This window comes from Pseudoxanthomonas sp. 3HH-4, from assembly GCF_006716465.1.
Taxonomy (GTDB): Bacteria; Pseudomonadota; Gammaproteobacteria; order Xanthomonadales; family Xanthomonadaceae; genus Pseudoxanthomonas_A.
On sequence record NZ_VFPB01000001.1, the window covers coordinates 1,487,915 to 1,513,563 of the forward strand.

At 67.4% G+C, this 25,649-nt stretch carries 29 protein-coding genes and 2 pseudogenes; 10 read left to right on the forward strand and 21 right to left on the reverse strand.

Annotation, left to right across the window (positions count from 1 at the left end):
* The first annotated feature begins 144 nt into the window (after positions 1–144).
* The gene (locus FB548_RS06780) at positions 145–1,005 is read left to right on the forward strand and encodes a pirin family protein (RefSeq protein ID WP_142123940.1); all 861 of its coding nucleotides are present in this window, start codon (positions 145–147) and stop codon (positions 1,003–1,005) included.
* Positions 1,006–1,054: 49 nt separating this feature from the next.
* Here FB548_RS06780 and FB548_RS06785 read toward each other — a convergent pair whose 3' ends face one another.
* The 5 genes from FB548_RS06785 to FB548_RS06805 form a co-directional block, all read right to left on the reverse strand.
* Positions 1,055–1,513: a hypothetical protein gene (locus tag FB548_RS06785; protein ID WP_142123941.1), complete on the reverse strand. Its 459-nt coding sequence runs from the start codon at positions 1,511–1,513 to the stop codon at positions 1,055–1,057.
* A gap of 244 nt (positions 1,514–1,757) precedes the next feature.
* A complete protein-coding gene (aqpZ, locus tag FB548_RS06790) occupies positions 1,758–2,480 on the reverse strand; it encodes an aquaporin Z (protein WP_142123942.1) in 723 nt (240 codons plus the stop codon).
* Between the two features lie 148 nt (positions 2,481–2,628).
* Positions 2,629–3,492: a pirin family protein gene (locus FB548_RS06795; RefSeq protein ID WP_142123943.1), complete on the reverse strand. Its 864-nt coding sequence runs from the start codon at positions 3,490–3,492 to the stop codon at positions 2,629–2,631.
* Between the two features lie 123 nt (positions 3,493–3,615).
* The gene (gene nfi, locus FB548_RS06800) at positions 3,616–4,281 is read right to left on the reverse strand and encodes a deoxyribonuclease V (RefSeq protein WP_142123944.1); all 666 of its coding nucleotides are present in this window, start codon (positions 4,279–4,281) and stop codon (positions 3,616–3,618) included.
* Positions 4,278–4,841: a phosphoglycerate mutase family protein gene (locus tag FB548_RS06805; RefSeq protein ID WP_142123945.1), complete on the reverse strand. Its 564-nt coding sequence runs from the start codon at positions 4,839–4,841 to the stop codon at positions 4,278–4,280. The genes nfi and FB548_RS06805 overlap by 4 nt, the downstream gene beginning before the upstream one ends.
* A 102-nt stretch (positions 4,842–4,943) precedes the next feature.
* On the opposite strand from FB548_RS06805, the gene FB548_RS06810 reads away from it, so the two are divergent.
* Positions 4,944–6,494: a phospholipase D family protein gene (locus FB548_RS06810; protein ID WP_142123946.1), complete on the forward strand. Its 1,551-nt coding sequence runs from the start codon at positions 4,944–4,946 to the stop codon at positions 6,492–6,494.
* Positions 6,495–6,578: 84 nt separating this feature from the next.
* On the opposite strand, the pseudogene mfd reads toward FB548_RS06810, so the two are convergent.
* From mfd to rlmJ, 7 genes and pseudogenes are all read right to left on the reverse strand, one after another.
* Positions 6,579–8,762 (reverse strand): annotated as a pseudogene (gene mfd, locus FB548_RS19120) (transcription-repair coupling factor); the annotation flags it as partial.
* Between the two features lie 198 nt (positions 8,763–8,960).
* Positions 8,961–10,244, reverse strand: a pseudogene (locus FB548_RS19125) (transcription-repair coupling factor); the annotation flags it as partial.
* A 104-nt stretch (positions 10,245–10,348) separates the two neighbouring features.
* Positions 10,349–10,621 (reverse strand): DUF4242 domain-containing protein, encoded by a 273-nt coding sequence (locus FB548_RS06820; protein ID WP_142123948.1) that lies wholly within the window; start codon positions 10,619–10,621, stop codon positions 10,349–10,351.
* Positions 10,622–10,640: 19 nt separating this feature from the next.
* The gene (locus FB548_RS06825; protein ID WP_142123949.1) at positions 10,641–11,690 is read right to left on the reverse strand and encodes a class I SAM-dependent methyltransferase; all 1,050 of its coding nucleotides are present in this window, start codon (positions 11,688–11,690) and stop codon (positions 10,641–10,643) included.
* 114 nt (positions 11,691–11,804) lie between these two features.
* Positions 11,805–12,353, reverse strand: a complete 549-nt coding sequence (locus tag FB548_RS06830; RefSeq protein WP_142123950.1) for a GNAT family N-acetyltransferase — start codon at positions 12,351–12,353, stop codon at positions 11,805–11,807.
* Positions 12,354–12,408: 55 nt separating this feature from the next.
* Complete coding sequence (locus FB548_RS06835) at positions 12,409–13,362, reverse strand: DUF808 domain-containing protein (protein WP_142123951.1); 954 nt, start codon at positions 13,360–13,362, stop codon at positions 12,409–12,411.
* Positions 13,363–13,441: 79 nt separating this feature from the next.
* Positions 13,442–14,299 (reverse strand): 23S rRNA (adenine(2030)-N(6))-methyltransferase RlmJ, encoded by an 858-nt coding sequence (rlmJ, locus tag FB548_RS06840; protein ID WP_142124131.1) that lies wholly within the window; start codon positions 14,297–14,299, stop codon positions 13,442–13,444.
* On the opposite strand from rlmJ, the gene creB reads away from it, so the two are divergent.
* From creB to FB548_RS06870, 6 genes are all read left to right on the forward strand, one after another.
* Positions 14,298–15,008, forward strand: a complete 711-nt coding sequence (creB, locus tag FB548_RS06845; protein WP_185742001.1) for a two-component system response regulator CreB — start codon at positions 14,298–14,300, stop codon at positions 15,006–15,008. The two genes, rlmJ and creB, sit on opposite strands and share 2 nt — an antisense overlap.
* 1 nt (position 15,009) lies before the next feature.
* Positions 15,010–16,449 carry a two-component system sensor histidine kinase CreC gene (creC, locus tag FB548_RS06850; protein WP_142123953.1) on the forward strand — a complete coding sequence of 480 codons (1,440 nt, stop codon included), beginning with the start codon at positions 15,010–15,012 and terminating at the stop codon, positions 16,447–16,449.
* A gap of 89 nt (positions 16,450–16,538) precedes the next feature.
* Positions 16,539–17,912 carry a cell envelope integrity protein CreD gene (creD, locus tag FB548_RS06855; RefSeq protein ID WP_142123954.1) on the forward strand — a complete coding sequence of 458 codons (1,374 nt, stop codon included), beginning with the start codon at positions 16,539–16,541 and terminating at the stop codon, positions 17,910–17,912.
* Positions 17,913–17,919: 7 nt separating this feature from the next.
* Positions 17,920–18,345, forward strand: coding sequence for a hypothetical protein (locus tag FB548_RS06860; RefSeq protein WP_142123955.1), 426 nt, complete (start codon positions 17,920–17,922; stop codon positions 18,343–18,345).
* 58 nt (positions 18,346–18,403) lie between these two features.
* Positions 18,404–19,009 carry a GNAT family N-acetyltransferase gene (locus FB548_RS06865; protein WP_142123956.1) on the forward strand — a complete coding sequence of 202 codons (606 nt, stop codon included), beginning with the start codon at positions 18,404–18,406 and terminating at the stop codon, positions 19,007–19,009.
* A complete protein-coding gene (locus tag FB548_RS06870) occupies positions 19,006–19,896 on the forward strand; it encodes a carbon-nitrogen hydrolase family protein (protein WP_142123957.1) in 891 nt (296 codons plus the stop codon). Before FB548_RS06865 ends, FB548_RS06870 begins: the two co-directional genes overlap by 4 nt.
* Before the next feature lie 34 nt (positions 19,897–19,930).
* Here the strand turns inward: FB548_RS06870 and FB548_RS06875 are convergent, their stop codons facing one another.
* From FB548_RS06875 to FB548_RS06895, 5 genes are all read right to left on the reverse strand, one after another.
* On the reverse strand, positions 19,931–20,143 hold the full coding sequence (locus tag FB548_RS06875; protein ID WP_142123958.1) for a helix-turn-helix transcriptional regulator: 213 nt from the start codon (positions 20,141–20,143) through the stop codon (positions 19,931–19,933).
* Positions 20,136–20,567, reverse strand: a complete 432-nt coding sequence (locus FB548_RS06880; RefSeq protein ID WP_142123959.1) for a hypothetical protein — start codon at positions 20,565–20,567, stop codon at positions 20,136–20,138. Before FB548_RS06880 ends, FB548_RS06875 begins: the two co-directional genes overlap by 8 nt.
* 135 nt (positions 20,568–20,702) lie before the next feature.
* On the reverse strand, positions 20,703–21,254 hold the full coding sequence (locus tag FB548_RS06885) for a phosphatase PAP2 family protein (protein ID WP_142123960.1): 552 nt from the start codon (positions 21,252–21,254) through the stop codon (positions 20,703–20,705).
* Positions 21,232–22,377: a glycosyltransferase family 1 protein gene (locus FB548_RS06890; RefSeq protein ID WP_142123961.1), complete on the reverse strand. Its 1,146-nt coding sequence runs from the start codon at positions 22,375–22,377 to the stop codon at positions 21,232–21,234. Before FB548_RS06890 ends, FB548_RS06885 begins: the two co-directional genes overlap by 23 nt.
* A gap of 94 nt (positions 22,378–22,471) precedes the next feature.
* Positions 22,472–22,942, reverse strand: coding sequence for a helix-turn-helix domain-containing protein (locus FB548_RS06895; RefSeq protein WP_255470341.1), 471 nt, complete (start codon positions 22,940–22,942; stop codon positions 22,472–22,474).
* Between the two features lie 42 nt (positions 22,943–22,984).
* On the opposite strand from FB548_RS06895, the gene FB548_RS06900 reads away from it, so the two are divergent.
* A complete protein-coding gene (locus tag FB548_RS06900) occupies positions 22,985–23,476 on the forward strand; it encodes a DUF2938 domain-containing protein (RefSeq protein ID WP_142123962.1) in 492 nt (163 codons plus the stop codon).
* Between the two features lie 26 nt (positions 23,477–23,502).
* A complete protein-coding gene (locus FB548_RS06905) occupies positions 23,503–23,727 on the forward strand; it encodes a DUF2798 domain-containing protein (protein ID WP_185742002.1) in 225 nt (74 codons plus the stop codon).
* A 27-nt stretch (positions 23,728–23,754) separates the two neighbouring features.
* On the opposite strand, the gene FB548_RS06910 is transcribed toward FB548_RS06905, so the two are convergent.
* The 4 genes from FB548_RS06910 to FB548_RS06925 form a co-directional block, all read right to left on the reverse strand.
* Entirely contained in the window at positions 23,755–24,177 is a 423-nt protein-coding gene (locus tag FB548_RS06910) for a hypothetical protein (protein WP_142123963.1), read from the reverse strand.
* Positions 24,178–24,319: 142 nt separating this feature from the next.
* A complete protein-coding gene (locus FB548_RS06915) occupies positions 24,320–24,751 on the reverse strand; it encodes a hypothetical protein (protein ID WP_142123964.1) in 432 nt (143 codons plus the stop codon).
* Between the two features lie 25 nt (positions 24,752–24,776).
* Positions 24,777–25,160: a YbjQ family protein gene (locus tag FB548_RS06920; protein WP_142123965.1), complete on the reverse strand. Its 384-nt coding sequence runs from the start codon at positions 25,158–25,160 to the stop codon at positions 24,777–24,779.
* A 200-nt stretch (positions 25,161–25,360) separates the two neighbouring features.
* Positions 25,361–25,633, reverse strand: a complete 273-nt coding sequence (locus FB548_RS06925) for a hypothetical protein (RefSeq protein WP_142123966.1) — start codon at positions 25,631–25,633, stop codon at positions 25,361–25,363.
* Positions 25,634–25,649 lie beyond the last annotated feature (16 nt).

Genomic DNA, 25,649 nt, shown 5'->3' on the forward strand with positions numbered 1-25,649 from the left:
AGGTTTTGGCGGCATCCTGGTTTCGCGACTGACGTCGCTCCCACGTCGCGTGATGATCCATGCGTGGAACGGATGGTTACGTAGGTTGCCGTTCCTAAGCGGTCATGCCGGTGCCATCTTGTCGGCAGTTGAACTGGAGGCACCATGAGCACCCTGACCGATACCACGCCCGCCCGGGTGATCCGCACGATCCGCGGCCGACCAACGTCCGATGGCGCGGGCGTCAAGCTGACGCGCGTGATCGGCGGCCCCGATCTGCCGGACCTCGATCCGTTCCTGCTGCTGGACGAGTTCGGCACGGACAAGGCCGAGGACTACCTCGCCGGTTTCCCCGAGCATCCGCACCGTGGCTTCGAGACCGTCACTTACATGCTGGACGGCCGCATGCGCCATCGCGACAACCATGGCAACGAAGGCCTGCTGACACCGGGCGCGGTGCAGTGGATGACCGCCGGGCGCGGCCTCGTGCATTCGGAGATGCCCGAACAGGAATCCGGGCGCATGCGCGGCTTCCAGTTGTGGGTGAACCTGCCGGCGCGCGACAAGATGACGGCGCCGAAATACCAGGAATTCGCGCCCGAGAAGATCCCGGTTGCGCACCCGGCCAAGGGCATCGCGGTGAAGGTGATCGCCGGCAACGTCGGTGACACGCAGGGACCGATCTCGCAACCGGCCACCGACCCTGTCTACCTCGACATCGCGCTGCAGCCTGGACATGCATGGGAGTACACGCTGCCGGTCGGCCACAACGCGTTCGCCTATGTGTTCGAGGGTGCGGTGACGGTGGGCGAAGGCGACGAAGCCCGCCCGCTGGACACTCACGAGATGGGGGTGCTGGGCGGTGGCGACACGTTGCAGGTGCGTGCAGGCAGTCAGGCTGCGCGGTTGATCCTGGTGGCGGGCCGTCCGCTGCGCGAACCGGTCATGCGGCATGGCCCCTTCGTGATGAACACGCGGCAGGAACTGATGCAGGCCTTCGTCGATTTCCAGGAAGGCCGGTTCTGACCCGGAGAGGCGGGACACATTCCCGCCGGTGATGCGTCCGCTGGCGTCGTCAGTTGCCGGCGGACAGCTGCGCGCTGGCGGCGCGCACATCGAGTTGCTGGGCCAACGAGATCATCGAGCCCAGTTCTTCCGCCGAGTCCGCGTTGATCCAGACCTGCGCGTACTGGTCGTCGTCGAGTTCGACCACGGTGATGCGACGGGACTCCATGCCAGGCATGTCGCGTCCGCCCAGGTCCAGCTTGTACCAGTAGATCTCCTCGCCGGAGAACGTGCTTTCTTCTTCGCGCAGGCGCCGTTCCAGGCGGATCTTCGGGTCGCGCGAGGTCAGCATCACGTTCAGCACCTGGCGCCCATCGGCGGTGACCGCCTTGCAGGCGATGAAGCTGGCATCGGCGCGCTGTTCCCATTGCAGGCCGGCGTTGGCGGGCAGGGTGGGGCACGCTGGGGCAGCCTGTGCCCACGCGGAGGCGGAAAAGAGGCAAAGGCAAGCAGCAATCACGGTCTTCATGGAAATCCCCTGGGTGGATCGCCCCGGCAGGCGGAGCCAATTCGTCCGCGTCGTGGCAGGCCGCGTGCGGCCGCTGCGTAGTCCACTGGCATTCCACGACGTCGGCTGCCGTTTTCCCCCGGCAGTTGACCCGACCATAGCCCATGCTGCGTCGCAAAACAACGCAAGGGGCGGCCGAAGGGCGACATCCGTCACGCCACGGGTCGGGCCTGTGCCCGGTGTTTCCGGGCACAGGTTGCGGGGCTCAGTCGCGATCCCGTCCCATCCAGCCGTAGAGCATGCCGCCGATCAGGCCGCCCAGGATCGGAGCCAGCCAGAACAGCCACAGCTGCCCGATGGCCGCCGGGCCGGCGAACAACGCCACTGCGGTGGAGCGTGCGGGGTTCACCGACGTATTGGTGACCGGGATGCTGATCAGGTGGATCAGGGTCAGCGCCAGACCGATCGCGATCGGTGCGAACCCGGCGGGTGCGCGTCCATGGGTCGAACCCATGATGACGATCAGGAAGAACGCCGTGAGCACCACTTCGGTCAGGAATGCCGCCGCCACCGAGTACCCGCCGGGCGACATCGCGCCATAGCCATTGCTGGCGAAGGCCCCCGCCGCGTTCGGATCGACCGCGAAGGCCGGGTTGCCGCTGGCGATCTGCCACAGGATGAAGCCGGCCGCGAGGCCGCCCAGCACCTGCGCCACGATGTACGGCACCAGGTCCTTGACGGGGAACCGGCCGCCCGCCCACAGGCCGAAACTCACCGCCGGATTGAAGTGCCCGCCCGAAATGTGGCCGAACGCGTACGCACCCGTAAGCACGGTCAGGCCGAAAGCCAGTGCCACGCCGAGAAAACCGATGCCGAGCGGGTTGCCGTCACCGCCGAAATGGGCTGCCAACACCGCGCTGCCGCAGCCGCCCAGCACCAACCAGAATGTCCCCAGGAACTCCGCCGCGAGCTTCTTTGCCAGACTCATGCCAACCCCCATCGGTGTGCGTCCCGTCACATGACGGTGCGCGCACGATAGCGGAAGCCGCTCGCCGCAAGTGTTTGCTTTGCGTTATGCCGCGCGCATTCAAACGGCAATGAAGGAAGTGTCACATTTGCGCGGACGCGGGGGTCCTTCAGCGTTCGGGCAGGGGAATGAACTCGGTTTCGCCCGGTACATGGCCGAAGCGACCGTCCAGCCAGTCCTGCTTGGCCTGTTCGATGCGCTCCTTCGAACTGGAAACGAAGTTCCACCAGATATGACGCGGCGCGTCGAGCGGCTCGCCGCCCATCAGCAGGCCCTTGAGCGGCGTCTTCGCGCGCAGTACCGGTCGGGTGCCACGGTCGAACACCACCAGATGCTTCTCCGGGATGTCGGCGCCGTCCACCTGGGCGTCGCCCTCAAGGATGTAGAGCGCGCGTTCGGCGTGTCCGTTGTCGATCTCCAGTTCCGCGTCCGGCTGCAGGTCGACGGCGACGTTGAACGTGCCGCTGAATACTTTCACCGGCGATTCCTGGCCGTATGCCTGGCCGGCGATGACGCGCAACCGGACACCCGGGCGCTCCAGTACCGGCAACGTGGCCGCCGTGTGGTGGTGGAACTCGGGCGCGACCTCTTCGTACGACGTCGGCAGCGCCACCCAGGTCTGCATGCCGTGCACCGCGTGCTGGCCGGTGCGGACATCCACCGGCGTGCGTTCGGAGTGGGCGATGCCGCGACCGGCGGTCATCCAGTTGACGTCGCCGGGCGTGATCACCTGTTCCGAACCCAGCGTGTCCTTGTGGTTGATCGCGCCGGACCAGAGGAACGTCACCGTGGCCAGGCCGATGTGCGGATGCGGGCGGACATCGATGCCGCGCCCGGGCTCGAACACCGCCGGCCCCATGTGGTCGACGAATACGAACGGCCCCACGCTGCGGGCCTGCAGGCTGGGTACCGCGCGGCGCACATTGAAGCCGCCGCCGAGGTCGTGCACGCGGGGAGCGATGATCGTGGTCATGGGGGCGTCCTGATCGGGGTGGGCGGAAGCATCGCACGCGGGGCCGTGGCGCTGGCAGACGATACGGAAACGATCCGTTGCAGCGCATCCCCCATCAAGGGCATGAGCCGAGGTGTGTCGCTTTCAGTCCCGTCGCGATGCCAACCGGTCGGCCAGCCGAGTGGGTTCGGGCAGGCGATAGCCCCGCAAGGTCCGCAGAACGCCGTCGAGTGCACCCTGCATCGACACCCGGTGGCCGGGCGACACGATCAGCGGATTGCAGCGCACCTTGCTTCGCAGCGCCCAGCCGATCTGCTCGCCCCGATGGATGAGGGGCGTGCGCTCTCCGGGTGCGGCGCCGAGCGCATCGTGTTTGCCGCACAGCACGTTTTTCGCCACGCCGATGCTGGGCAGTCCGGTCACCACGCCGAAATGTGCGGCGATGCCCAGCCGGCGCGGATGCGCGATGCCCTGGCCATCGATGAAGGCGAGATCCGGCGCGTGCGGCAGGCGTTCCAGCGCCGCCACCAGCGCGGGCAACTCGCGGAAGCTCAGCAGGCCGGGGACGTAGGGCATGGAGGTGGGGACGCGCACCACCTCCGATGCGACGGGTTGCAGCGTGTCGGCAGTCAGCAGCACGGCAGCGGCACGCGTGATGGCGCCTTCGTCTTCGAAACCGACATCGAATCCTGCCAGCCAGCGCGGTACCTCGGGCCTGTCGTCGCGCAGCACGACCTCCGCCGCCAGCACCTCCTGCAGCCGGCGCGCGTGCGCGATGCTGCCATCCCATTCGCCGAACAGGGCCTTCATCGCGCGGTCGGTGCGCCGTAGCGCTGCACCTCGAGGGTTGCCGGCCGATCGGCATGCACACGGACGATGGAGACGCGGTCGTATTCGGTCTCGTCCATCGGCGCCGCGACGCATCCGCACAAGGCAGCCACAAGGTCGGGCACGGTGTTGCTGTGGCCCACCACCAGCACGGTGCCAGCGCGATGCTTCTGCTTCCATTGCGCGGCGATGTCGGCAGCCGGGCCGCGCGCGTAATACGCCTCCACCACCAATCCATGGGCGGTGGCGGCAGGCTGCGCGGTCTGCTGGGTGCGGCGGAACTCGGTGGCAAATGCCGCGGCGAGCGGGACACCGCGCAGGCGCTGGGCCAGCGCCTCGGCACGGGCCAGGCCTTCAGTGGAGAGGCTCGGATTCTCCTTGTCGTCGGTCGCCTTCTCGGCGTGCCGCACCACGATGAAAGTAAGCGGTGCTGAAGCGGCATCACGCGGCGGTGTGGTCACGCATGCAGCCACCAGCGACAGCATGAGCGACAGGGCGAAAAAGCGGAGCAGGTGCGGCAGGCGCATGGCGATCCCGGACATGGCGGAGGCATCGAGCGTGCAACGGTGGGCGGAACCGCGCAAGCGGTGTCCTCACACGGCTGCGGCTACGATAAGGTTACATGCGTGAAGAAAGGGGGCACCATGCGCAAGTGGTTGCGTCGGCTGGGTATCCTGCTGCTGATCCTGGTGGTGGCGTCGTGCACGGCGCTGTACAGCTACGGAAGGTTCGCGGAGGCCGCGCGCGGGCCTGCCTCGATGTCGCTGCCGATCGCCGCCGATGCCACGCCGCTCGACCGCGCCATCGCGCCCTTGCTGCGCGAGCATCCGGGGCGGAGCGGGATGGCCCTGTTGCAGGACAACCTCGACGCCTTCACCGTGCGTGCCGCCACGGCGCGCGCGGCAGGCCGCAGCCTGGACCTGCAGTACTACATCTGGAACCAGGACTTCACCGGCAACCTGCTGAGCTATGAGGCACTGCGCGCGGCCGATCGCGGCGTGCGGGTGCGCCTGCTGCTGGACGACATGACCGCGCATGGCAAGGATTCCCAGCTCGCCGCGCTGGATGCGCATGCCAACATCGAGGTGCGCCTGTTCAACCCTTCGCGCAGCCGTGCCGGCGTGCTGGGCCGTGCCAGCGAGATGTTGCTGCGCCCGGTCAGCATGAACCGCCGCATGCACAACAAGGCCTGGATTGCCGATGGGCGCGTGGCGGTCGTGGGTGGCCGCAACGTGGGCGACGAGTATTTCGACGCCGCCGCGCAGACCAATTTCCTCGATCTGGATGCGGCACTCATCGGACCTGCGGTCGCCCAGACAGCGGCGATCTTCGACGACTTCTGGAACAGCGCCTCGGTCATTCCACTTGCAGCGCTGACGACCGCGGAGGAGGGCGCGCTGGAACGGTTGCGCGAGAACGGCGATGCCGGTTATGCGTCCGCACAGGCGGGCGACTACGTGGCGAGGTTGCGGCGTTCCCCCGGTGTCCGCGCGCTGGTGGGAGGCAATACGCTGCACTGGCTGGATGACGTGGGCGTGTATTCCGATCCCGCCTCCAAGGGCCAGGGGGAAGGGCAGGGCCAGTGGCTGGTCCATCGGCTGGGCAGGGCGATGGGCGAGGCCAAGCGCCAGCTCCGGGTGATCTCGCCGTACTTCGTGCCGGGCGACGAGGGCGCGCGCTGGCTGGTGGCCAGGCGTGCACAGGGCGTGGATGTCAGCGTCCTGACGAACTCGCTTGCCGCCAACGACGTCATGGCCGTGCACGGGGGATACGCACCCTACCGGGTACCTTTGCTGGAAGGCGGCGTGACGCTGTTCGAGCTGATGCCGCATGGCGACCAGGACAGCAGCCTGTTCGGTTCCAGCGGCGCCAGCCTGCATACGAAGGCCTTCGCCGTGGACGATAACGCCGGCTTCATCGGCTCTTTCAACCTCGACCCGCGTTCAGTCAACCTCAACACCGAGATGGGCGTGCTGTTCCGCGATCGCGGTGCCGCCGCCGCGCTGCTGCGCAGCTACCAGGCCAAGATCGCGCCCGACATGAGCTATCGCGTGTACCTGCAGGATGGCGCGCTGCGCTGGGAAGATGCCTCTGCGCAGCCGCCGAAGGTGTGGAAACGTGAACCTGAAGCCAGCGCATGGCGCCGATGGGTGGCGCGTGCCGTCGGCTGGCTGCCGATCGAATCGCAGCTGTAGCGCCAGGGTCGTACGCGGTCGCGACGGATCGCATCGCCTCACCCCTGGAGGGGCTGAAGCGCCTCCAGCAGGGGCCAATTTGCATCACACCGCCAGCGTGGTCAGCAATGCCTTGGCTGCATTGAAGCGGTCGGGCGCTTCCGGCAGCGGCACCTTGATGCGCAGCTTGTCCGGGCCATCCATCGCGTAGAGCTTGGGCTGTTTCTGGATCAGCTGGATCACGGCCATCGGGTCGATCTTCGGCTTGGCTTCGAACACGATGCGTCCACCCTGTTCACCCAGTTCCAGCTTGCGTATGCCCATCTCGTTCGCGGCGAGTTTCAGTTCTGCCGTGGCGAACAGGTACTTGGCCGGATCCGGCAGCAGGCCGAACCGGTCGATCATCTCGACCTGCAGGTCGCGCAGTTCGTCCTTGTCGCGCGCACTGCTGATGCGCTTGTACAGCGTCAGGCGCGTGTGCACGTCGGGCAGGTAGTCGTCCGGGATCAGCGACGGCACGTTCAACTCAACCTCGGCGCCGCGGCGTTCCTGGCCCAGGTCCACGTCGGGCAGGTGCCCGGCCTTGATCGAGCGCACCGCGCGCTCGAGCAGTTCGGTGTACAGGCTGAAGCCCACCTCGGCCATCTGGCCGCTCTGGTCCTCGCCCAGCAGTTCACCGGCACCACGGATTTCGAGATCGTGCGTGGCGAGGGTGAAGCCGGCGCCCAGCTCGTCCATCGATGCGATCGCTTCCAGCCGGCGTTGCGCGTCGGCGGTGATGCTGCGCTTGTCCGGCACCACCAGGTAGGCGTAGCTGCGATGGTGCGAACGGCCCACGCGGCCACGCAGCTGGTGCAGCTGCGCCAGGCCGAACTTGTCGGCGCGGTTCATGATGATGGTATTGGCGTTCGGAATGTCGATGCCGGACTCGATGATGGTCGTGCACAGCAGCACGTTGAAGCGCTGCTTCTGGAAATCCAGCATCACCTGTTCAAGCTCGCGTTCCGGCATCTGCCCGTGCGCGACGCCGATGCGTGCTTCGGGCACCAGCTCCTGCAGGTCGCGCTGCATGCGGCCGATGCTTTCGACGTCGTTGTGCAGGAAGTACACCTGACCACCACGCGCGAGTTCGCGCTGGAACGCCTCCTTCAGCATGGCCGCGTCCCACGGCGTGACGAAGGTCTGCACTGCCATGCGGTTCGCCGGTGGGGTAGCGATGATGGACAGGTCGCGCAGGCCGGCCATCGCCATGTTGAGCGTGCGCGGGATGGGCGTGGCGGTCAGCGTCAGCAGGTGCACGTTGGCGCGCAGTGCCTTCAGCGCTTCCTTCTGGCGCACACCGAAGCGCTGTTCTTCGTCGACAATCACCAGGCCGAGATCCTTGAACTTCACGTCCGGCTGCAGCAGGCGATGCGTGCCGACGATCACGTCCAGCTTGCCCTCCGCCAGGCGATCGAGCTCGGCCTTGATCTCCTTGGTGGTCTTGAAGCGCGACAGCACCTCCACCTTCAGCGGCCAGTCGGCGAAGCGGTCGCGGAAGTTGCGGTAGTGCTGCTCGGCCAGCAGCGTGGTGGGCACCAGCACCGCCACCTGCTTGCCGGCGCTGGCCGCAGCGAAGGCGGCCCGCACGGCCACCTCGGTCTTGCCGAAGCCGACGTCGCCGCAGACCACGCGGTCCATCGGCTGGCTGCTGGCCAGGTCGCGGATGACCGCTTCGATGGCGTGGTGCTGGTCGGGCGTCTCCTCGAACGGGAAGCCTGCCGCGAACGGCTCGTACATCGCACGGTCCAGGTGCAGCGCCAGGCCGGCGCGGGCCTGCCGGCGCGCCTGGATCTCCAGCAGTTCTGCGGCGACGTCGCGGACCTTCTCTGCGGCCTTTTTCTTCGCCTTGGCCCATGCCTCGCCACCGAGCGAATGCAGCGGCGCCGTTTCCACCGACGCGCCCGAGTAACGGCTTATCAGGTGCAGCTGCGCCACCGGCACGTACAGGCGATCGCCCTTGGCGTATTCGATCTCGAGGAACTCGCCCGGCATGCCGCCCACGTCCATCGCGATCAGTCCGCGATAGCGGCCCACGCCGTGGTCTTCATGGACGATGGGCGCGCCTTCGGTCAGTTCGCCAAGGTCGCGGATGATCGCTTCGGGCTCGCGGCCGGTGCGCTTGCGGCGATGCGCCTGGGTGGCGCGTTCGGGGAACAGCTGACGCTCGGTGAGCACCGCGATGCGCGGATCGTCGAGGGCGAAGCCGTCGGCCAGTGGGGCGACGGCGATGGCGAAGCGTAGGAGCCCCTCTCCCTTCGGGGCGAAGCGATCTGCTTGCGAACCATCGGTTCGCGGATCGCTGAGCGCGCCCGCGTCGACGCGGGGGCCGGGGCGCGCAGCGGGGGTTGGGGTGAGGGTGCGGGACGTGCGCGATGGTTCAGTTGTCGAGGTCTCCGCCGCACCCTCATCCGGCGCTTCGCGCCACCTTCTCCCGGGGGGAGAAGGGAGAAAGGCGCTGAAATCGGGGACCACTTCCGGCTTCAGTTCCGCCGCCTGCAGCACTTCCAGCAGTGCCTCGCGACGACCTGCCGAATCGGCGGCGATCAGCACCCGGCCCGGGTAGTGGCCGAGGAACGACTTCAGGGCCTCGCCGGCGGGTGCGTCCTTCGCCGCGACCGGGAGCGGCGGCAACGGTTGGTCGCCCAGCGGCTGCGCATCGGCGTATCGGCTGTGTTGCGCGCCGCAGACCTCGATGCGAGCGCGCTGGTTGAGTTGCTCGCGCAGGCCATCCGGTGGCAAGTACAGCTCTTCCGGTGGCAACAGCGGGCGTTCGATGTCGTGGCGGCGCTGCTCGTAACGATTGCGTGTCTGCGCCCAGAAGGCCTCGGCGGCTTCACCGAAGCCGTCGGTGAGCACGGGCAGCGTGTTTTCCTGCAGATAGTCGAACAGCGTGGAGGTCTGGTCGAAGAACAGCGGGAGGTAGTACTCCACGCCGGCCGGTGCCAAACCGGACTTGAGGTCCTGATAGAGCGCACTACGGCGCGTGTCCACGTCGAAGCGGTCACGCAGCAGCGTCATCGCGCGTTCCACCGACCGTTCGTCCAGTGGCACTTCGCGCCCTGGCAGCAATTGAACGGTATCGGTCCGGTCGAGCGAGCGCTGGCTTTCCGGATCGAAATGGCGGAGCGAGTCGATGCTGTCGTCGAGCAGTTCGATCCGCAGCGGCGCCTCCGCGCCCATCGGATAGACATCCAGCAGGCCGCCACGCACGGCGAAGTCGCCCGGGTCCAGTACTTGCGGCACGTGCCGGTAGCTGGCCGCTTCGAGCCGGCGCTTCTCGGCATCGAAGTCCAGGCGCTGGCCGACGCGATAGTCGAAGCTGCCGCCGACGATGTGGCGCAGCGGCGACAGGCGCTGCATCAGTGTCTGCACCGGAACGATCACGATGCCGCGCGCCAGCGTGGGCAGGCGGTGCAGCGCGGCCAGGCGTTGCGACACGATGTCCGGGTGCGGGCTGAACTGGTCGTAGGGCAGCGTCTCCCAATCCGGGAACGGCACCACCGGCACGTCGGCCACCGTGCCCAGCAAGGTGTGCAGGTCCGCTTCCAACTGGTGCGCTTCGTGGTTGTCGCGCGCGACAACCAGTAATGGCCCGTCATGCGCGCGGGCGGCGGAGGCGATGGACCAGGCCAGCGCGGTGGGCGACGCGGGCGCGCGCCACCAGGCGCGGGATTGGCCGCCACGAGGCAGGGGCGGAGCGGGCGGGGCAGGTTTCTTGGTATCGGTCATGGGTACACAAAACAGCGGCAGCGCCGGACACCATGGGGTGCCCAGCGCAAAGGGAGGTGGAGTTTACCAAGTGTGCGCCGACGGGCCGTCACGCCCGGGACGGGTCACTCCGCGGTAAGGGGATCGATCACCTGCGTTACCGTGGAAATGCGGTTGGCCGGGAAGCCACCAAGGCGCGCGTGTTCGCGGACCAGGGCTTCGCTGGGTGCGCGGTAAACGCAATAGACCTTGTCGTCGGTGATGTAGCTGTGTTCCCACTGCACCAGCGGGCCGAGTTCGGACAGCACACTGCAGGACTTCTGCGAGACGGCCTTCAGTTCGGCCGGCGTCATCAGGCCAGCCCCTTCGATGTCGCGTTCGATGAGGTAACGGGGCATGGCGATCTCCTCGGCGGGCTCAGGGGCGGGCTTCCAGTACCAGGTTGAACGGCGTTTGTGCCGCGCGCCGGAAACGCCGGAACCCGCCCTCCGCCATGACCTGGTGCAGGCGGGCCTGACCGGCCTGGGCGCCGAGCGCAGGCCCATGGCGGGCCAGCGATACCGGCACACAGATCTGCGACGACGCGCCGTAGTACACGCGCCCCACCGCATTGAGATTGTCTTGCACGTGGTCGCCAGCGAAGGGCTCCACCAGCAGGCAGTGGCCATCCGGTTTGAGGGCGTCGTGGGCGTGTCGTGCCGCGCCGATCGGATCGCCCATGTCGTGCAGGCAGTCGAAGAACGTCACCAGGTCCAGGCCCTCTTCGCCGTAGCTGACCGCGTCGGCCACCTCGAAGCGCGCATTGCGCACGCCGCTTGCCTGCGCGCGTTCGTTGGCGGTGCGGATCGAATCCGCATGGTAGTCGTAGCCGACGAACTGCGAATGCGGGAAAGCCCGGGCCATCAGTACCGTGCTGGCGCCATGGCCACAGCCCACGTCCGCTACCAGCGCACCGTGCGTGAGCTTGTCCACCACGCCGTCCAGCGCGGGCAGCCATTCGGTCAGCAGGTGGGCGTGATAGCCGGCGCGGAAGAAACGCTCGGTACCATGGAACAGGCAGGCGTGGTGCTCGCCCCATTCCATGCCCTGGCCGCTGCGGAAGTTCTCGGTGGTGCGTTCCAGTGCATGGAAGGCGGCTTCGACGATGTAGTAGGCGCCGGCCAGATCGACAGGACTGTCGGGACTCGCCAGGCAGAGCGCCTGCGCGTCGTCAAGCGAATAACGGCCGCTTTCGGCGTCGTAGGTGACGTACCCGCCGGCGGCCTGGTTGGCCAGCCATTCGCGGATGTAGCGCTCATGCGTGTGCGTGCGCTGGGCGAGGTCGGCAGGCGTGGCCGGGGAGACCGCCAGCGCGCGGTACAAGCCCAGGCGGTCGCCGACCAGCATCAGCGTGGCGCTGATCGCTGCACCGAGATCGCCGACCGCGCGGCTGAGGAAGGTGTTCAGGCGATCATTGTCGATAGCCATGGGCCGTGACCTGGGCGAACACGGCAGGGCTTGCCGCCAGCCCCCTGCACGGCAGCCTACGCCTGCGCGCCGATGCCGGGGCGGCCGTTGATCGGAACGTCAGCGCTGCGCGGCTCAGGCTTCTTCGTTGAGGTCCAGTACCACACGGACCAGACCGGAGCCGTCGTTCTCGCGCACGCGCTTGAACCCCAGCGACTGCGCCAGCGCGAGCATCGGCTGGTTGGAATCCAGCACATCGCCATACAGGCGGTCGAGCTTCTTGGAACGCGCCCACTTGGCGAGCTTGCGCATCAGGTGGCGGCCCAGACCCTGGCCGGCGATGAAGTGGCTGACCAGGATGGCGAACTCGGCATCGCGCGTGCGCGAAACCATGGCCGCGCGGGCTACCGCACCCACCAGCGCTTCGCCCGGGGGCAGCGTTTCGGCGGCGACCAGCGCGAATTCGGTGTTGGGGTCGGGGTGCGCCAGCCGCTGCGCCATCTCGGGCGTGAGTTCCTTCAGCGCGTAGAGGAAGCGGTGACGTATTTCCTCCGGACCCAGCAGTCCGAACGCGCCCTGGATGGGGCCGGCGTCTTCAGGCCGGATCGGCCGGATCAACAATTCGCGCCCATTGGGTAGGCGGAAGTGTTCATGCCAGGGCGGGAGGCGTTTCGGTGCGGTCATGATGTGATGCTCGCATGAAATCCGGAGACGGGGCGAGGGCCGTGGCGTCGCTGGTTCAGGCGCCGTGGCGTTTGCCGCGCAGGCGCGAGATGGCGGTGACCACGGCCACGATGATCGCGCCGGCGACCACGCCGACACCTGCATTGAACAGGCCTTCCCACAACCAGCCCACGCTGCCTTCTGCGTAAGGCTGGATGAAGTGGTGCAGCGCCGGGATGCTGTGGACGAGGATGCCGCCACCGACGAGGAACATCGCGGCGGTGCCGGCGATCGAAAGGAATTTCATCAGGTAGGGCGCGCTGTAGAGGATGCCGCGGCCGAAGGCGCGCTTGAACCGCGCCCAGCCGTTCTCGCGGACATCCGAGGTCAACGCCAGGCCGGCATCGTCCAGCTTCACGATGCCGCCCACCAGGCCGTAGACGCCCACGGTCATGATCGCGGAGATCGCCACCAGCGTGAGCACCTGCTCCATGAAGGTGCGTCCCGTCAGCGTGCCCAGCGAAATGACGATGATCTCCGCCGACAGGATGAAGTCGGTGCGGATGGCGCCGCGGATCTTGTCCTTCTCGAACGCGACCATGTCCACGTTCGTGTCCTGCACCGCCTTGACCAGTTCGGCGTGGTGCTGGCTGTCCTTGTCCTTGCCATGCAGGAACTTGTGCGCCAGCTTCTCCACGCCCTCGAAGCACAGGAAGGCGCCGCCCAGCATCATCAGCGGTGTCACCAGCGGGATGTTGTAGCCCTTGCCGTGCAGCCAGGTTTCCAGCGCGCTGATCGCCAGTGCGGCCGGCACCAGGATGGCCTTGTTGACCACCGATCCCTTCGCCACCGCCCATACCACGGGCAACTCGCGGTCCGCCTTCACGCCGGTGACCTGCTGGGCATTCAGCGCGAGGTCGTCGCCCAGCACGCCAGCCGTCTTCTTCGCGGCCACCTTGGTCATCACGGACACATCGTCCAGCAACGTGGCGATGTCGTCGATCAGGGCGAAGAGGCTGGATCCGGCCATGGATGAGGGTCGTCGTGAAAGGGAAAGGGGCGATTCTCGCACAGCCCCCTGACCGGGCCGCGTGATCCCGACGCCGGGGTCAGTCCGGTGCGCGCAGCCACTCCAGCCGGTGGCTTGCGCCGGCCTCGCCCAGGGCGGCGGCGAGCGCCGGCAGCACGGGTGCCAGCGCCTTGTCCAGTTGCCAGGGCGGATTGAGCACCAGCATGCCGCTGCCGGTGAGGCGCAGCGGCGAGTCATCCGGCCGGACCTGCAACTCGGCGACGAACGCCCCCTTGGAGGGCAGCGAGGTCGCCTTGCGGAAGAACGGCGACAGCGTGCGCCGCTGCTTGATGGGGTACCAGACCGCATAGGTCGCGGCCGGCCAACGCTCCAGCGCGTCCCGCAGCGACGCGATGATCTGCGGGTACTCCGCATCCTGGGCTTCGTAGGGTGGATCGATCAGTACCAGGCCGCGTGCAATGCGCTGCGAACCCGCGCGGGGTGGCAGCAACGCCTTCATCGCAGCGTAGCCGTCGCGTGCGTGGACGGCGACGCGGTCGTCGCCGGCGAACAGGTCCTTCAGCGCCTGCGCCTCGTCCGGTTGCAGTTCGCAGGCCGCCAGCCGGTCGTGCTCGCGCAGCGCCTGCGCGGTCAGCAGCGGCGAACCGGGGTAGGCGATCAGCGCCCCGACCGGATTGCTCGCCTGCACCGCGCGAAGATAGGCCTCGACGAGTTCCGGCATGCGAGGCGCGTCGAGCAGCTTGAACACCCCTTCGTCGGCCTCGGAGGTCTTGCGGCTTTCCGAGCCGCCGAGCAGGTAACGACCGCGCCCGGCATGCGTGTCCAGCACGAAGAACGGCGCGTCCTTGCGTTTCAGTGCATCGATCATGGCCAGCAGCACGACGTGCTTGAGGACGTCTGCATGGTTGCCGGCGTGGAAGGCATGGCGGTAATTCATGGCGCGCAGCATATATGCTTGCGCCATGCCCCGTGTATTGATTGCCGAAGACGAAGCCGCCATCGCCGATGCCGTGCTGTATGCCCTGCGCAGCGAAGGGATCGAAGCCGACCACTGCCTGCTGGCGCGCGAGGTCGCGCCGCGTGTGCGCGCCGGTGGCGTGGACGTGGTGGTGCTCGATGTCGGCCTGCCCGATGCCAGCGGCTTCGATGTCTGCCGCGAACTGCGCGGTTTCAGCGACGTGCCGGTGATCTTCCTGACCGCGCGCAACGACGAGATCGACCGGGTGCTGGGCCTGGAACTGGGCGCGGACGACTATGTCACCAAGCCGTTCTCGCCACGCGAACTGGTGGCGCGCGTGCGTGCCCGCCTGCGGCGTGCAGGCGGTACCGTCAAGGCCACGGAGGGGGAATGGACCGCGCGCGGCGACTTCGCCATCGACCGCGACGGCCACCGCATCCGTTACCGGCAGCAGGTGCTGGACCTGACCCGCTACGAGTACGCGCTGCTGGATGCGCTGCTGCAGCGGCCGGGCGCGATCCTCACCCGTGCGCAGCTGATGGACCGCGTATGGGACAGCGACGCCGACAGCGCCGACCGCACCGTCGACACCCACATCAAGACGCTGCGCGCCAAGCTGCGCGCGGCTGGCGCCGACCCCGACCCGATCCGCACGCACCGCGGGCTGGGCTACGCGATCGAGGCCTGAGATGCGGCTGGGGCTGAAGCTCGTCCTCGGCTTCTTCCTGATCGTCGGCATCGCCGCATTCTTCGTGATGCGGGTGTTCGTCAACGAAGTGAAGCCGGGCGTGCGCCAGGCGATGGAATCGACGCTGGTCGACGCGGCCAACGTGCTGGCCGAAATGGCCGCCGACGACCTGAAGGCGGGCCGCATCACCGACGGTGCCTTCGCCGGCAACGTGGCCGCTGCGCAGCAGCGCGACCCCAAGGCCTGGGTGTGGCGCTTCCAGAAGCGCTCCGTGGACTACCGTGTAACCGTGACCGACGCGCGCGGTATGGTGGTCTTCGACTCGGAGGGGCGCGATGTCGGCCGCGACAACTCGCGCTGGAACGATGTCTACCGCACCCTGCGAGGCGAGTACGGAGCCCGTTCGAGTCCAGAATCGCCGGGTGACGAGACCAATACGGTGATGCACGTGGCCGCGCCGATCTACGATCCGGCCGATCGCGCCACGCTGCTGGGCGTGCTGACGCTGTCGCAGCCCAACCGCAGCATCGAGCCCTTCATCGTTGCCAGCCAGCGCAGCATCCTGTTGCGCGGCGCCTGGCTGATCGGCATCTCCGCCCTGATCGGCGTGCTGATGACGTGGTGGCTGGTTCGCGGCATCGGCGGGTTGAACCGCTACGCGCAGGCGGTCAGCGCCGGTGAGCCCGTGCCGCCGCCGCGCCCGCGCGCCGACGAGATCGGCGACCTTGGCCGCGCACTGGAAACCATGCGCCGCAAGCTGCAGGGCAAGGCGTACGTGGAGCAGTACGTGCAGTCGCTCACGCACGAGATGAAGAGCCCGCTCGCGGCGATCCGCGGCGCCGCCGAGTTGCTGCAGGAACCCCTGCCCGAAGCCGACCACCAGCGTTTCGTGCGCAACATCCAGACCCAGGAACACCGGCTCACCGAGACCATCGACAAGCTGCTGGCGTTGGCCGAAGTGGAACAGCACGGCTGGCTGCAGCGCCGGGAGCGCGTGGACACCGGGGCGCTGGCCGACGAGGTGGTGCAGGGCCTGGATGCCAAGCTCACCCCGCATGGCGTGGAGGTGGTGCGCGTGCCGCAGGCGGGGGTCTGGGCGGTGGAAGGCGACGCCTTCCTGCTGCGGCGCGCACTGGGCAACCTGCTGGACAACGCCATCGCCTTTTCGCCGCCGGGCGGCACGGTGGAGCTCGCGGTCGAGGCCACGGACGGACTTGTGCGCTTCATCGTCCGCGACCGCGGGCCGGGCGTGCCCGACTATGCGCGCGAGCGCGTGTTCGAACGCTTCTACTCGCTGCCCAGGCCCGATGGAGGTCAACGCAGTTCCGGCCTGGGCTTGCCGTTCGTGCGCGAAGTGATGCGCCTGCACGGGGGCGAAGCCACGCTGGACAACCGCCACGACGGTGGTGCCGAAGCGGTGCTGTCGCTGCCCAGGCTCTAGTCCGCACTTCACACAGCCTTCAAACACGCTTCCTGCCGGTTGCACACCGGCACCGGACGATGCATCCCGTATCCAACCGGGGCATCGACATGAAGTCATTGAAGTTGCTGTTGCGTTTCCTCACCGTCGGCGGGCTGGTCCTGCTGCTGCTCATTCCGCTGGTGATGATCCGCGGGGTCATCCAGGACCGCGAGCGTTACCGCACGCTGGCCGAAACACGCGTCTCGCAGAGTATGGCCGGGCCACAGCAGGTGGTCGGCCCCTTGCGCGTCGTCCCGTGGCGCGAAGAGCGCCTCGTCAACGCGTTGAACGAAGACGGCAAGCCCGAGGTGCGCCGGGATGTGAAGGAAGGCTACCTGCTTCAGACCCCGGCAACCCTGACCGTGGACGGCCGTCTGCAGCCAGGCGAGCGACGCATCGGGCTGTACACGGTCAACGTGTACGAATGGAAGGCGGCGATGAAGGCGAGCTTCGCACCGCTGCAGGTGCCGGGTACCGACGGGCGCATCTACGGGCAGCCCTACATGGTGGTCGGCATGGCCGATGTGCGCGGCCTGGTCGGCACGCCGTCGCTGAAGGTCGATGGCGTGCCACGGACGCTGGCCGCCGGCACCGGCGCGCTGTCGTCGCGGATGGAAGGCATTCACGCGCTGCTGGAGGTGCAGGGCAGCTCGCTGCCGGCGAGCGAGGTGCACCTGGACATGGCACTGGCCGGCACCCAGACGATCGGTATCGCGCCGATCGCGGACAGCAACGACATTGCGATGAGTTCGCCCTGGCGCCAGCCGCTGTTCGGCGGCCGCTTCCTGCCCAACAGCAAGACGTTGGGCGATGCGGGCTTCACCGCGCGCTGGCAGGTCTCCTCACTGGCGAGCGCCGCGCAGAGCCAGCTGGAATCCGCATCGGGCAAGCTGACCCAGCCACCATCGGTGAGCGCCACGCCATCCGGCTACGGTGCCGACAGCAGCAGCGATACCGCCATCGACAGCGCGGTGGTCAGCCTGGCGGATACCGTCGACGTCTACACGCAGGTCGACCGTGCCAGCAAGTACGGCATCCTGTTCGTGGTACTGACCTTCGTCGGCTTCGCGCTGTTCGAACTGATCAAGCGCCTGCCGATCCATCCGCTGCAATACCTGCTGGTGGGCCTGGCGCTGGCGATCTTCTTCCTGCTGCTGCTCAGCCTGTCCGAGCACATCGCGTTCTGGCAGGCCTACCTCGTCTCCGCCGCGGCCTGCATCGGCCTGCAGTTCTTCTACCTGTCGGGCGTACTGCAGAGCTGGCTGCGCGCGGCAGGCTTCGCGACCATGCTGACCGCGCTGTACGGCGTGCTGTACATCCTGCTGAAGTCCGAGAACAACGCACTGCTGATGGGCTCGTTGCTGCTGTTCGGCATCCTGGCCGTGATCATGTGGGTCACCCGCAAGGTGGACTGGTATGCGCTGGGCACGGAACTGCGCTGAGGCGGCCATGATCGATCCCGCCACCCTGCATCGGCGTGCCCGGCGCGTACTCCCAGAGAAGATCGGGACCGACGCGGTCATCGTCGATGCCATGGACGATGCCACGCTGGCCACGCTGTTGTTCCCGCTCGTGCATCGGCGCAGGGGGTGCCTGCTTTTCAGGCTTTCGTCGCAGACGATCGCCGCCCTGGTATCGCGCGCGGCCGGTTATCTGCAGGATGCACGCCAGGCCAGGGAAGGCCTGGGGCGCTGGACGCATCCCCTTACGTACACCGCGTGGCGCGACCAGGGCCAGGGCGCGTCGCAGCGGTTCGACACGCGCAGCGACGACGGCCGCGCGGCGTTGTGCCTGCTGCCTGCCGCGGCCTGCGCGGTGTACATCTGGGACGATCGCGGACTGCAACACATCGACGCATTCTCCACACGCCGCTAGCGGCGGGACGCCGTGCGGCTGCCTCGCCCCGGCCGGTGGCGTGCGCTAGAGTTCAGGGATGAACTCTGCGCACACCATCGGCCTCTTCCGCGGGCCGGAAATCACGCCTTGGCTTGATGACGTCGCGCGCCTTCGCGTGACCGTGTTCCGCGACTGGCCCTATCTTTACGAGGGCGATCCGGACTTCGAGCGCGACTACCTGGCCGCATATGCGCGCTCGGCGGAAAGTGTGTTCGTGCTGGCGATGCAGGGCGGGGAGGTGGTCGGTGCCTCCACCGGCGTGCCGTTGGCGGATGACACCGAAGCCTTCCGCCAGCCGTTCCTGGATAGCGGGATGGATCCGGAGGACGTCTTCTACTTCGGCGAATCCGTGTTGCTGCCGGCCTACCGCGGTCATGGCATTGGTCACGCGTTCTTCGATCACCGCGAAGCGCATGCGCGCGCACTGGGACGGTTTGGGTGGACGGCTTTCTGCGCCGTCGATCGTGATGCGGACGATCCTCGCAGGCCGGTCGGGCATCGCACCCATGAGGCGTTCTGGGACAGACGCGGCTATACGCGGCAACCGGGCATGACGATGCGGCTGGCGTGGAACGAGATCGGCCGCGGCGAGGTGGATCATGCGCTGACGTTCTGGTTGCGCGGACTGGGACCGTTGCGATGAAGGTCGCCGTCGCCAAGTACGTCGTCGAGGCGCCCGCGGATTTCGGTGACTTCGCCGAGCGACAGGCCGTTGTGCTCGGTGAGGCCGCTACGCTCGGCGCACGCGTCGCCGTCCTGCCGGAGTACCTGTCGCTGGAATTGGCCGCGACCTTCGACAGTGCCACGCGGGCCGACCTGCACGCCTCGCTGGCGGCGATCCAGCGCTATCGCGATGATTGGCTGGCACTGTACCGGCGGCTGGCTGTGGAACTGGACCTGCACATCGTGGCCGGCAGCTTCCTGCTGGCGCAGGGCGATGGCCGCTACGTCAACCGCAGCGATGTGTTCGCGCCGCAGGGCGCGCACGCATGGCAGGACAAGCTGCAGCTGACCGGTTTCGAGAAAGCATTGGGCGTCATCGAGGGCGGCGATGCGCTGAAGGTCTTCGACATCGACGGCGTGCGTGCCGGCGTGTCCATCTGCTACGACTGCGAATTCCCGCTGCCGGTGCGTGCGCAGGCCGAGGCCGGTGCGCGCCTGTTGCTGGTGCCCAGCTGCACGGATACGGATGCCGGCGCTACGCGTGTGCGTGTCGGCTGCCTGGCGCGTGCGCTGGAGAACCGGATGTTCGTGGCGCAGTCGGTCACCGCGGGCGAAGCTGCGTGGAGTCCCGCCCTCGACGTCAACACCGGCGAGGCGGCGATCTTCGCGCCCATGGATCGCGGCCTGCCCGATGACGGGGTGGTGGTGCAGACCCGCGACGACCAGGTGTGGGCCATCGCGGATCTCGACGTTGAAGCGCTGGAGCGCAGCCGGGCCAATGCCCAGGTTGCCAACGACCGCGACTGGTCGGGCCAATGGCAGCCGTCGCTGGTGCGGGCGAGAGCGGTCGGGTTCGATCCCTTGTAGGCGCACCCTTTGGCGCTCCTGCTTGTTCCGGTGTTCAGCGCTCCCAGCCGAACACTTCGACCAGCGGCTTGTCGAACACCTCTGCGATGCGGAACGCGCATTCCAGCGTGGGCGAATACTTGCCGGCCTCGATCGCGGCAATCGTCTGCCGCGTCACGCCCACGCGCTTGCCAAGGTCGGCCTGGGTCATTTCGCCGGCCAGGAAGCGCAGCGTGCGGATCTGGTTGGTGACCCGGGCCTCAGACATGTCCGCCTCGACGATAGCCATGGATGACCAGCGTGGCGTGGACGCATTCGGCGGCGGCGATCGCAAGCAGGGTGGCGTGCACGATGGTCCAGCCGCCGGTGGTGAAGGGCATCACGCAGCCGACGAGGATGATGCCGGCCATGAGCACGTAGTAGGCGTAGACCGAGGCGCGGGCTTCGATGCGGCGGTCGCGCTCGTCGATGGGCGTGGGCGTGCCGTCTTCTTCGCGATGGCGTCCGAACAGGGTCGTCAGCAGGGCAATCACCCCCAGCGAGCCCAGCGCGATCGCAAGCAGGCCGATCCGCTGCCCCATGTGCATGCCGGCGACAGCGTCGGCATTGACCGAGATATAGGTGAAGTACAGCGCGAACACGACGGCCAGCGCCGTCAGCCAGACCCAGGCGAAACGTTCTTTCGACAGCATGGTGGTGCTCCCCGTTGGTGGATGGACGGGGAGCAAGGTAATTAATAGTTTACTCAATATCAATAAAATCTAACATTGAGTTGACGAAAGGTAACTCGGAGTTCGATTTTCTTGTCGCTCTGGGCGGTGCCCGGCTCAGCCCAGCAGGCTTACGCCCGGTACCAGCCAGATCGAAAGCGTCGCCAGTGCACTGCCGATCACCGTCGCTGCCAGCACGTCGCTGGGGTAGTGCAGGCCCAGCACCACGCGCGAGACCGCCACGCAGGCCGCGAACGGGATCAGCAAAGGGGCCAGCACCGGGTAGTGCGCCAGCGCCACGATGGTGAATGCGACCGCGTGCAGCGTATGCCCGGACGGGAAGCTGAACTCGTCCAGCGGCGCGATCCATGCGCGGATGCGCACATCCGACGCGAACGGGCGTGGCCGCTTCGTCCAGCGCTTCAACGCCTTGTACAGCGTCAGTGCGATCACGCCGGTCGCCGCCAGGTGCGCCGAAGCCGCCAGCCCGTCCAGGCCATCGGCGACGACCAGCGCCGCCATCAGCACGTACCAGAACACGCCATCGCCCAGCCGGCTGACAAGGGCGAAGAAACGACGCACGCCATTCCATTCGCCCCAGCGATTGGCCAGCAGGCACCAGCCGGTGTCGCGGCCGATGAGGGGATTACGCGGCAGCAACGGACGCATGGCGGCTTCTCCGTGTCAGGGCGAGGTCGGTCAGCAGGGCATCGAAATCGGCCGACACCTGGTCAGGGTGCAGCGCGCGCATCGCGTCGCTGGCGGCATCCCCCATGGCGCGGCGCGCAGGGGCATCGCCCGCCAACCGCAAGGCCGCGCTGACGAAATCGTCGTCGCTGTCGACGGCGGCGCCGTGCACGCCGTCGATCAGGTGCTCGCGCGCGGCCCCATAATTGAAGGCCACCGTGGGCACGCCGCTGGCCATCGCCTCCAGCGTCACGTTGCCAAAGGTTTCGCTGTGGCTGGAAAACAGGAACAGGTCGCCGCTGGCGAAGTGCCGCGCCAGCGCGTCGCCACGCTGCACGCCGCAGAAGATGAAGTCCGGATGCTCCTGCGCGAGCCGCGCGCGGATCGGGCCATCGCCCACCCAAACGAACTTCGCGGCCGGATGCTGCTGCCGGATCGCATCGAAAGCCCGGATCGACAGGTCCAGGTTCTTCTCCGCTGCGATGCGGCCCACGTAGATCACCGCCAGGTCGTCCGGCTGCAGGCCCCACTGCGCACGCAAGCGGTCATCGCGCCGCGCCGGGCTGAAATGCTGCGCGTCCACCGCCCGCGCCAATCGCACCACATGCCGGAAGCCCTGCGACTGCAGGAAGTCGGCCAGTTCGCGCGTCGGGACCAGCGTGGCATCCGCGTCATTGTGGAAGCGGCGCATCCAGCGCAGCGCAGTGTGTTCGAGGAAGCGCGCGCCGTAGTCGCGCATGTATTCGTCGAAACGCGTATGGAAGCCGGTGGCCACCGGAATGCCCAGCCGACGCGCGGCGCGCACGGCAGACCACCCCAAGGGGCCTTCCGTGGCCACGTAGATCGCGTCTGGCGGAGACTGCTTCCACTGCGCCAACAGGCGCCGGGTGGCGGGCAGGCCGAATCTCAGTCCGGGATAGCGCGGCAGGCTGGCGCTGCGCACGAGCAGCGTGTCATCGGCCGCACCGGCATCGGTCGCCTGCCGTGGGCGGACCAGCGACACTGCGTGCCCACGCTGGCGCAGGCCGGATTCCAGTCCCTGCACGGTGAGGGCGACGCCGTTGACCTCCGGCGGATAGGTCTCGGTGACAATGGCAAAGCGCATGCGCAGCTCCACGTTTTGCGCATGCTGGGGGTGGGAGATGTAGCGTGCATTGCAGTGCGGTTACCGCTACATGACGCGGCAGGAAGAACGCCACTCAGCGCATCTTCGGTTTGTCCGAGCGGCGCCCGCCCGTGGCCGCCTCGCGCAGAAGGTGCCGGAACCGCGGGCATTCGAGGTGGCTGGGCGCGGAGCAGGCCGCAGCGTGGCGCAGTCCGTCGCGCATCGCGGTCAGGCGCAGGATCATCACGTCCAGTTCCCGCGCCTTCGCGCGCAGGCTGCGGCGGTCGATGTCGGGCCGGCCATCGGCGCTGAACATCGCCGCGATTTCGTCGAGCGAAAACCCAGCCGTCTGCCCCAAGGCGATCAGCGCCAGGCGTTCCAGTACGTCCGGATCGAAAGTGCGGCGCAGGCCATGGCGTCCGATCGATGCGATCAGCCCTTTCTGTTCGTAATAGCGCAGTGTCGACGCAGGCAGGCCGGATCGTTTCGCAACCTCGCCGATATCCATCACGACCCCGCTTGACTTGAAGTTGACTTGAAGTGGCATCGTGCGCGCCATGGTCATGCGGCGCAAGCGTGCGCCGGACCCTCAGCCTGGGAGATCGTCATGGATTACTTGACCTGCACGCTGCTCATCGGCATCGGCGCCACGCTCACGATGGATGCCTGGGGCCTGTTGCGGCGCGGCCTCTTCGGCGTGCCGGCCGCCGACTACGCCCTGGTGGGACGTTGGCTCGGCCACATGCCGGCGGGGCGATTCTGCCATGCCTCCATCGCCCGGAGCGCAGCCGTCCGCGGCGAACGGACGCTGGGGTGGTGCGCGCACTACCTGACCGGGATCGCCTTTGCCGGTGTGCTCCCCATTGTCTGGGGCGTTGCGTGGCTGCGTGACCCTGCGCCGGGGCCGGCACTCCTGGTGGGCCTGGTCACTGTCGCCGCTCCGTTCCTGCTGATGCAGCCGGGCATGGGCGCCGGCGTCGCGGCGTCCAGGACGCCGCGTCCGGCCAATGCGCGCATGCACAGCGTGTTGAACCACCTGATGTTCGGTGCGGGACTCTATCTGTCGGCCCTGCTCGTACGTCCGTTTTTTTCCTTCTGATCCCGTTCTTCCAACAGGAGTCTTGTATGCGTATTCCCGCCCGTTTCGCGCCCTTGCTGTTCGGTGCGCTGCTTTCCGCCATCATGGTGTCGTTGGTGTCCGCGTTCGTGCTGCTGGTCAACCAGGGACTGCATGCGGACTTCCTGGCAACCTGGGCGCGCAGCTGCGCCACGACGTGGCCGGTGGCCTTTGTCGCCGTCACGCTGGTGGCGCCCTGGGTCCGTCGGGTCGTCGCGAAGCTCACAGCCTGATTTCATCGTGGGTGAAGGCGGCTGCCTTCAGGTCGCGCGTTGCCCTCGCGCCGCCATCCGGTGCCCCAGCCACGCCATCGGCAGGTAGCCGAACACCAGGTCCACTACGGTGAACCAGAGCGGCGAGGGCAGCATGGTGATGGCGGCGATGCCGCCGATCAGGAAGCAGGCACCGATCACCCACGCGGGGCCGCTGGTCCGGCCGGGCGTCGCCAGCGTGGCGACGAAGGCGCCCACCAGCGTGCCGACCGCGTGGGCCAGGAAGGGGAACAGGAAATGCTTCGGTCCGAACAGCGGCATCGCCGCCTTCAGGCCTTCCGCAGTGGTGGTGTCCACGCCGGCCGGCGGCGGGATGACATGGCCACTGAGCATGACCAGCGCCATGTTGGCGATGCTGCCGACGAACAGGCCGGCGATGACGGCAAGGATCAAGCGGAACACGCGCTGCATGACAACCTCCTGCAAGGATGCGAGGGACTGCCCGTCGGTGTGGGGCCGGCCGTGACTTGGGGCGACTATAGCCGGGCCCGCGCCGGTCGACAGACACGCTGTCGGACATGGGTGTTGGTGTCCCCCGGGACGCGCCACGGGGTCACCACGCGAACCCTTCCTTCCACTCGCTTTGCGGTAACCACGTCGTCTGGTCCGTCGATGCAGCGTCGATGCTGCCTGACGCCACGCTGCGCGCCACCATCGGTTCGATGTCCGAGAACCGCATCGCGCGCGCGCCGATCCCGGCGCCGATCAGGTTGTTGTGGATGTCCATGCTGTTGGAGCGCTTTCCCCGCCGCTCCATGACGCCATTGACGAGGTGGACGGCACGCGCATCAAGGGTATAGGCCACGACGGCGCTGGCCAGGGTGTGCCGGTACGCGTCCAGCGGCCCATGCCGACCACCCGGGAGCGGGCTTTGCAGGACGTGGGACCAGGTGTAGGTCAGGACGAAGGCAGGGTAGGCCACCATGAGCAGTACGAGCAGTACTAGCCCGGTCCGCCACCGACGTTTTCGTTTCAACGGTGGCATGGGCATTACAGAAGGCGCCGCAGCATCAAATGTCATGTGGCTCAACCACCACCGCCGTGCCGTAGCACAGCACTTCGGTCAGGCCGGCCATTACGTCGGTGGCATCGTAGCGGACGGCGATGATCGCGTTGGCGCCCAACTGACGCGCGTGCTGCAGCATGTCGCGGTAAGTCTCGTCGCGCGCTTGCTCGCACAGTTCGGTATAGATGGTGATGTTGCCGCCGAACAGCGACTGCAGTCCGCCCAGGAAATTCCCGACGATCGAGCGCGACCGTACCGTGATGCCCCGCACCAAGCCCAGATTGCGGATGATGCGGTAGCCCGGCAGTTCCAGTGCCGTGGTGACCATCGTGTCATTCAGAGGTGAAGCCGTCGGGCGCGCTGCCGGGGAGTTGTAGGGGTCAGCCATGCGGTCTGCCTGTGGTGGTGTCGGATGCTAGACGGCGTACGTCGGTAAGAGGATCGAGGTTCTTCGTCTCGCGTGTCCAGGTCCTTCCAGCATCCGATCCCCGGCAACCCATCAAATGATGCATGCGTATCGATCTGCCACGGATGCCGAACATCTCGGTCACGTCATGGACTGCTTTCCGGCGAGGATCTGGAGCAACGTCAGGGTGAAACCAGCGATTGCGCGGCACCATTGCTGGCGCCTATCTCGCCGATGGTCGCGAGATCGATCCCCTCGATGCACGCAAGGTTGTAGCCGTATTCCGTCGGGACGCTGCGGCGTTGGTGATGCGTGTAGATGCCGCAGACGCTGCAGAAATAATGCCTGGCGATCTTCGTGTTCCACTGGTACACGCTTAGCTTGTCCTCACCGCGAGTGACGCGCAACCGGTCCACGGTGACGCCCGCCATGATGGCGCCCCGGCGACTGCACATGGAGCAGTTGCAACGG

Excerpts from the sequence above, each read along its gene's own strand:
- FB548_RS06795 (WP_142123943.1), bottom strand. The coding sequence starts at position 3,492 with ATGACCACGATCATCGCTCCCCGCGTGCACGACCTCGGCGGCGGCTTC.
- FB548_RS06880 (WP_142123959.1), bottom strand. The coding sequence starts at position 20,567 with ATGCTGTCGAAAGAACGTTTCGCCTGGGTCTGGCTGACGGCGCTGGCC.
- rlmJ (WP_142124131.1), bottom strand. The coding sequence starts at position 14,299 with ATGAATTACCGCCATGCCTTCCACGCCGGCAACCATGCAGACGTCCTC.
- FB548_RS06925 (WP_142123966.1), bottom strand. The coding sequence starts at position 25,633 with ATGTGCAGTCGCCGGGGCGCCATCATGGCGGGCGTCACCGTGGACCGG.
- FB548_RS06805 (WP_142123945.1), bottom strand. The coding sequence starts at position 4,841 with ATGTCCGGGATCGCCATGCGCCTGCCGCACCTGCTCCGCTTTTTCGCC.
- FB548_RS06820 (WP_142123948.1), bottom strand. The coding sequence starts at position 10,621 with ATGCCCCGTTACCTCATCGAACGCGACATCGAAGGGGCTGGCCTGATG.
- FB548_RS06825 (WP_142123949.1), bottom strand. The coding sequence starts at position 11,690 with ATGGCTATCGACAATGATCGCCTGAACACCTTCCTCAGCCGCGCGGTC.
- FB548_RS06865 (WP_142123956.1), top strand. The coding sequence starts at position 18,404 with ATGAACTCTGCGCACACCATCGGCCTCTTCCGCGGGCCGGAAATCACG.
- FB548_RS06830 (WP_142123950.1), bottom strand. The coding sequence starts at position 12,353 with ATGACCGCACCGAAACGCCTCCCGCCCTGGCATGAACACTTCCGCCTA.
- nfi (WP_142123944.1), bottom strand. The coding sequence starts at position 4,281 with ATGAAGGCCCTGTTCGGCGAATGGGATGGCAGCATCGCGCACGCGCGC.
- FB548_RS06895 (WP_255470341.1), bottom strand. The coding sequence starts at position 22,942 with ATGACCATGGCGCGCACGATGCCACTTCAAGTCAACTTCAAGTCAAGC.
- creB (WP_185742001.1), top strand. The coding sequence starts at position 14,298 with ATGGCGCGCAGCATATATGCTTGCGCCATGCCCCGTGTATTGATTGCC.
- FB548_RS06810 (WP_142123946.1), top strand. The coding sequence starts at position 4,944 with ATGCGCAAGTGGTTGCGTCGGCTGGGTATCCTGCTGCTGATCCTGGTG.
- FB548_RS06870 (WP_142123957.1), top strand. The coding sequence starts at position 19,006 with ATGAAGGTCGCCGTCGCCAAGTACGTCGTCGAGGCGCCCGCGGATTTC.
- FB548_RS06785 (WP_142123941.1), bottom strand. The coding sequence starts at position 1,513 with ATGAAGACCGTGATTGCTGCTTGCCTTTGCCTCTTTTCCGCCTCCGCG.
- FB548_RS06910 (WP_142123963.1), bottom strand. The coding sequence starts at position 24,177 with ATGCAGCGCGTGTTCCGCTTGATCCTTGCCGTCATCGCCGGCCTGTTC.
- FB548_RS06920 (WP_142123965.1), bottom strand. The coding sequence starts at position 25,160 with ATGGCTGACCCCTACAACTCCCCGGCAGCGCGCCCGACGGCTTCACCT.
- FB548_RS06890 (WP_142123961.1), bottom strand. The coding sequence starts at position 22,377 with ATGCGCTTTGCCATTGTCACCGAGACCTATCCGCCGGAGGTCAACGGC.
- FB548_RS06885 (WP_142123960.1), bottom strand. The coding sequence starts at position 21,254 with ATGCGTCCGTTGCTGCCGCGTAATCCCCTCATCGGCCGCGACACCGGC.
- FB548_RS06915 (WP_142123964.1), bottom strand. The coding sequence starts at position 24,751 with ATGCCACCGTTGAAACGAAAACGTCGGTGGCGGACCGGGCTAGTACTG.
- aqpZ (WP_142123942.1), bottom strand. The coding sequence starts at position 2,480 with ATGAGTCTGGCAAAGAAGCTCGCGGCGGAGTTCCTGGGGACATTCTGG.
- FB548_RS06875 (WP_142123958.1), bottom strand. The coding sequence starts at position 20,143 with ATGTCTGAGGCCCGGGTCACCAACCAGATCCGCACGCTGCGCTTCCTG.
- FB548_RS06835 (WP_142123951.1), bottom strand. The coding sequence starts at position 13,362 with ATGGCCGGATCCAGCCTCTTCGCCCTGATCGACGACATCGCCACGTTG.
- FB548_RS06780 (WP_142123940.1), top strand. The coding sequence starts at position 145 with ATGAGCACCCTGACCGATACCACGCCCGCCCGGGTGATCCGCACGATC.
- FB548_RS06860 (WP_142123955.1), top strand. The coding sequence starts at position 17,920 with ATGATCGATCCCGCCACCCTGCATCGGCGTGCCCGGCGCGTACTCCCA.
- creD (WP_142123954.1), top strand. The coding sequence starts at position 16,539 with ATGAAGTCATTGAAGTTGCTGTTGCGTTTCCTCACCGTCGGCGGGCTG.
- FB548_RS06905 (WP_185742002.1), top strand. The coding sequence starts at position 23,503 with ATGCGTATTCCCGCCCGTTTCGCGCCCTTGCTGTTCGGTGCGCTGCTT.
- creC (WP_142123953.1), top strand. The coding sequence starts at position 15,010 with ATGCGGCTGGGGCTGAAGCTCGTCCTCGGCTTCTTCCTGATCGTCGGC.
- FB548_RS06900 (WP_142123962.1), top strand. The coding sequence starts at position 22,985 with ATGGATTACTTGACCTGCACGCTGCTCATCGGCATCGGCGCCACGCTC.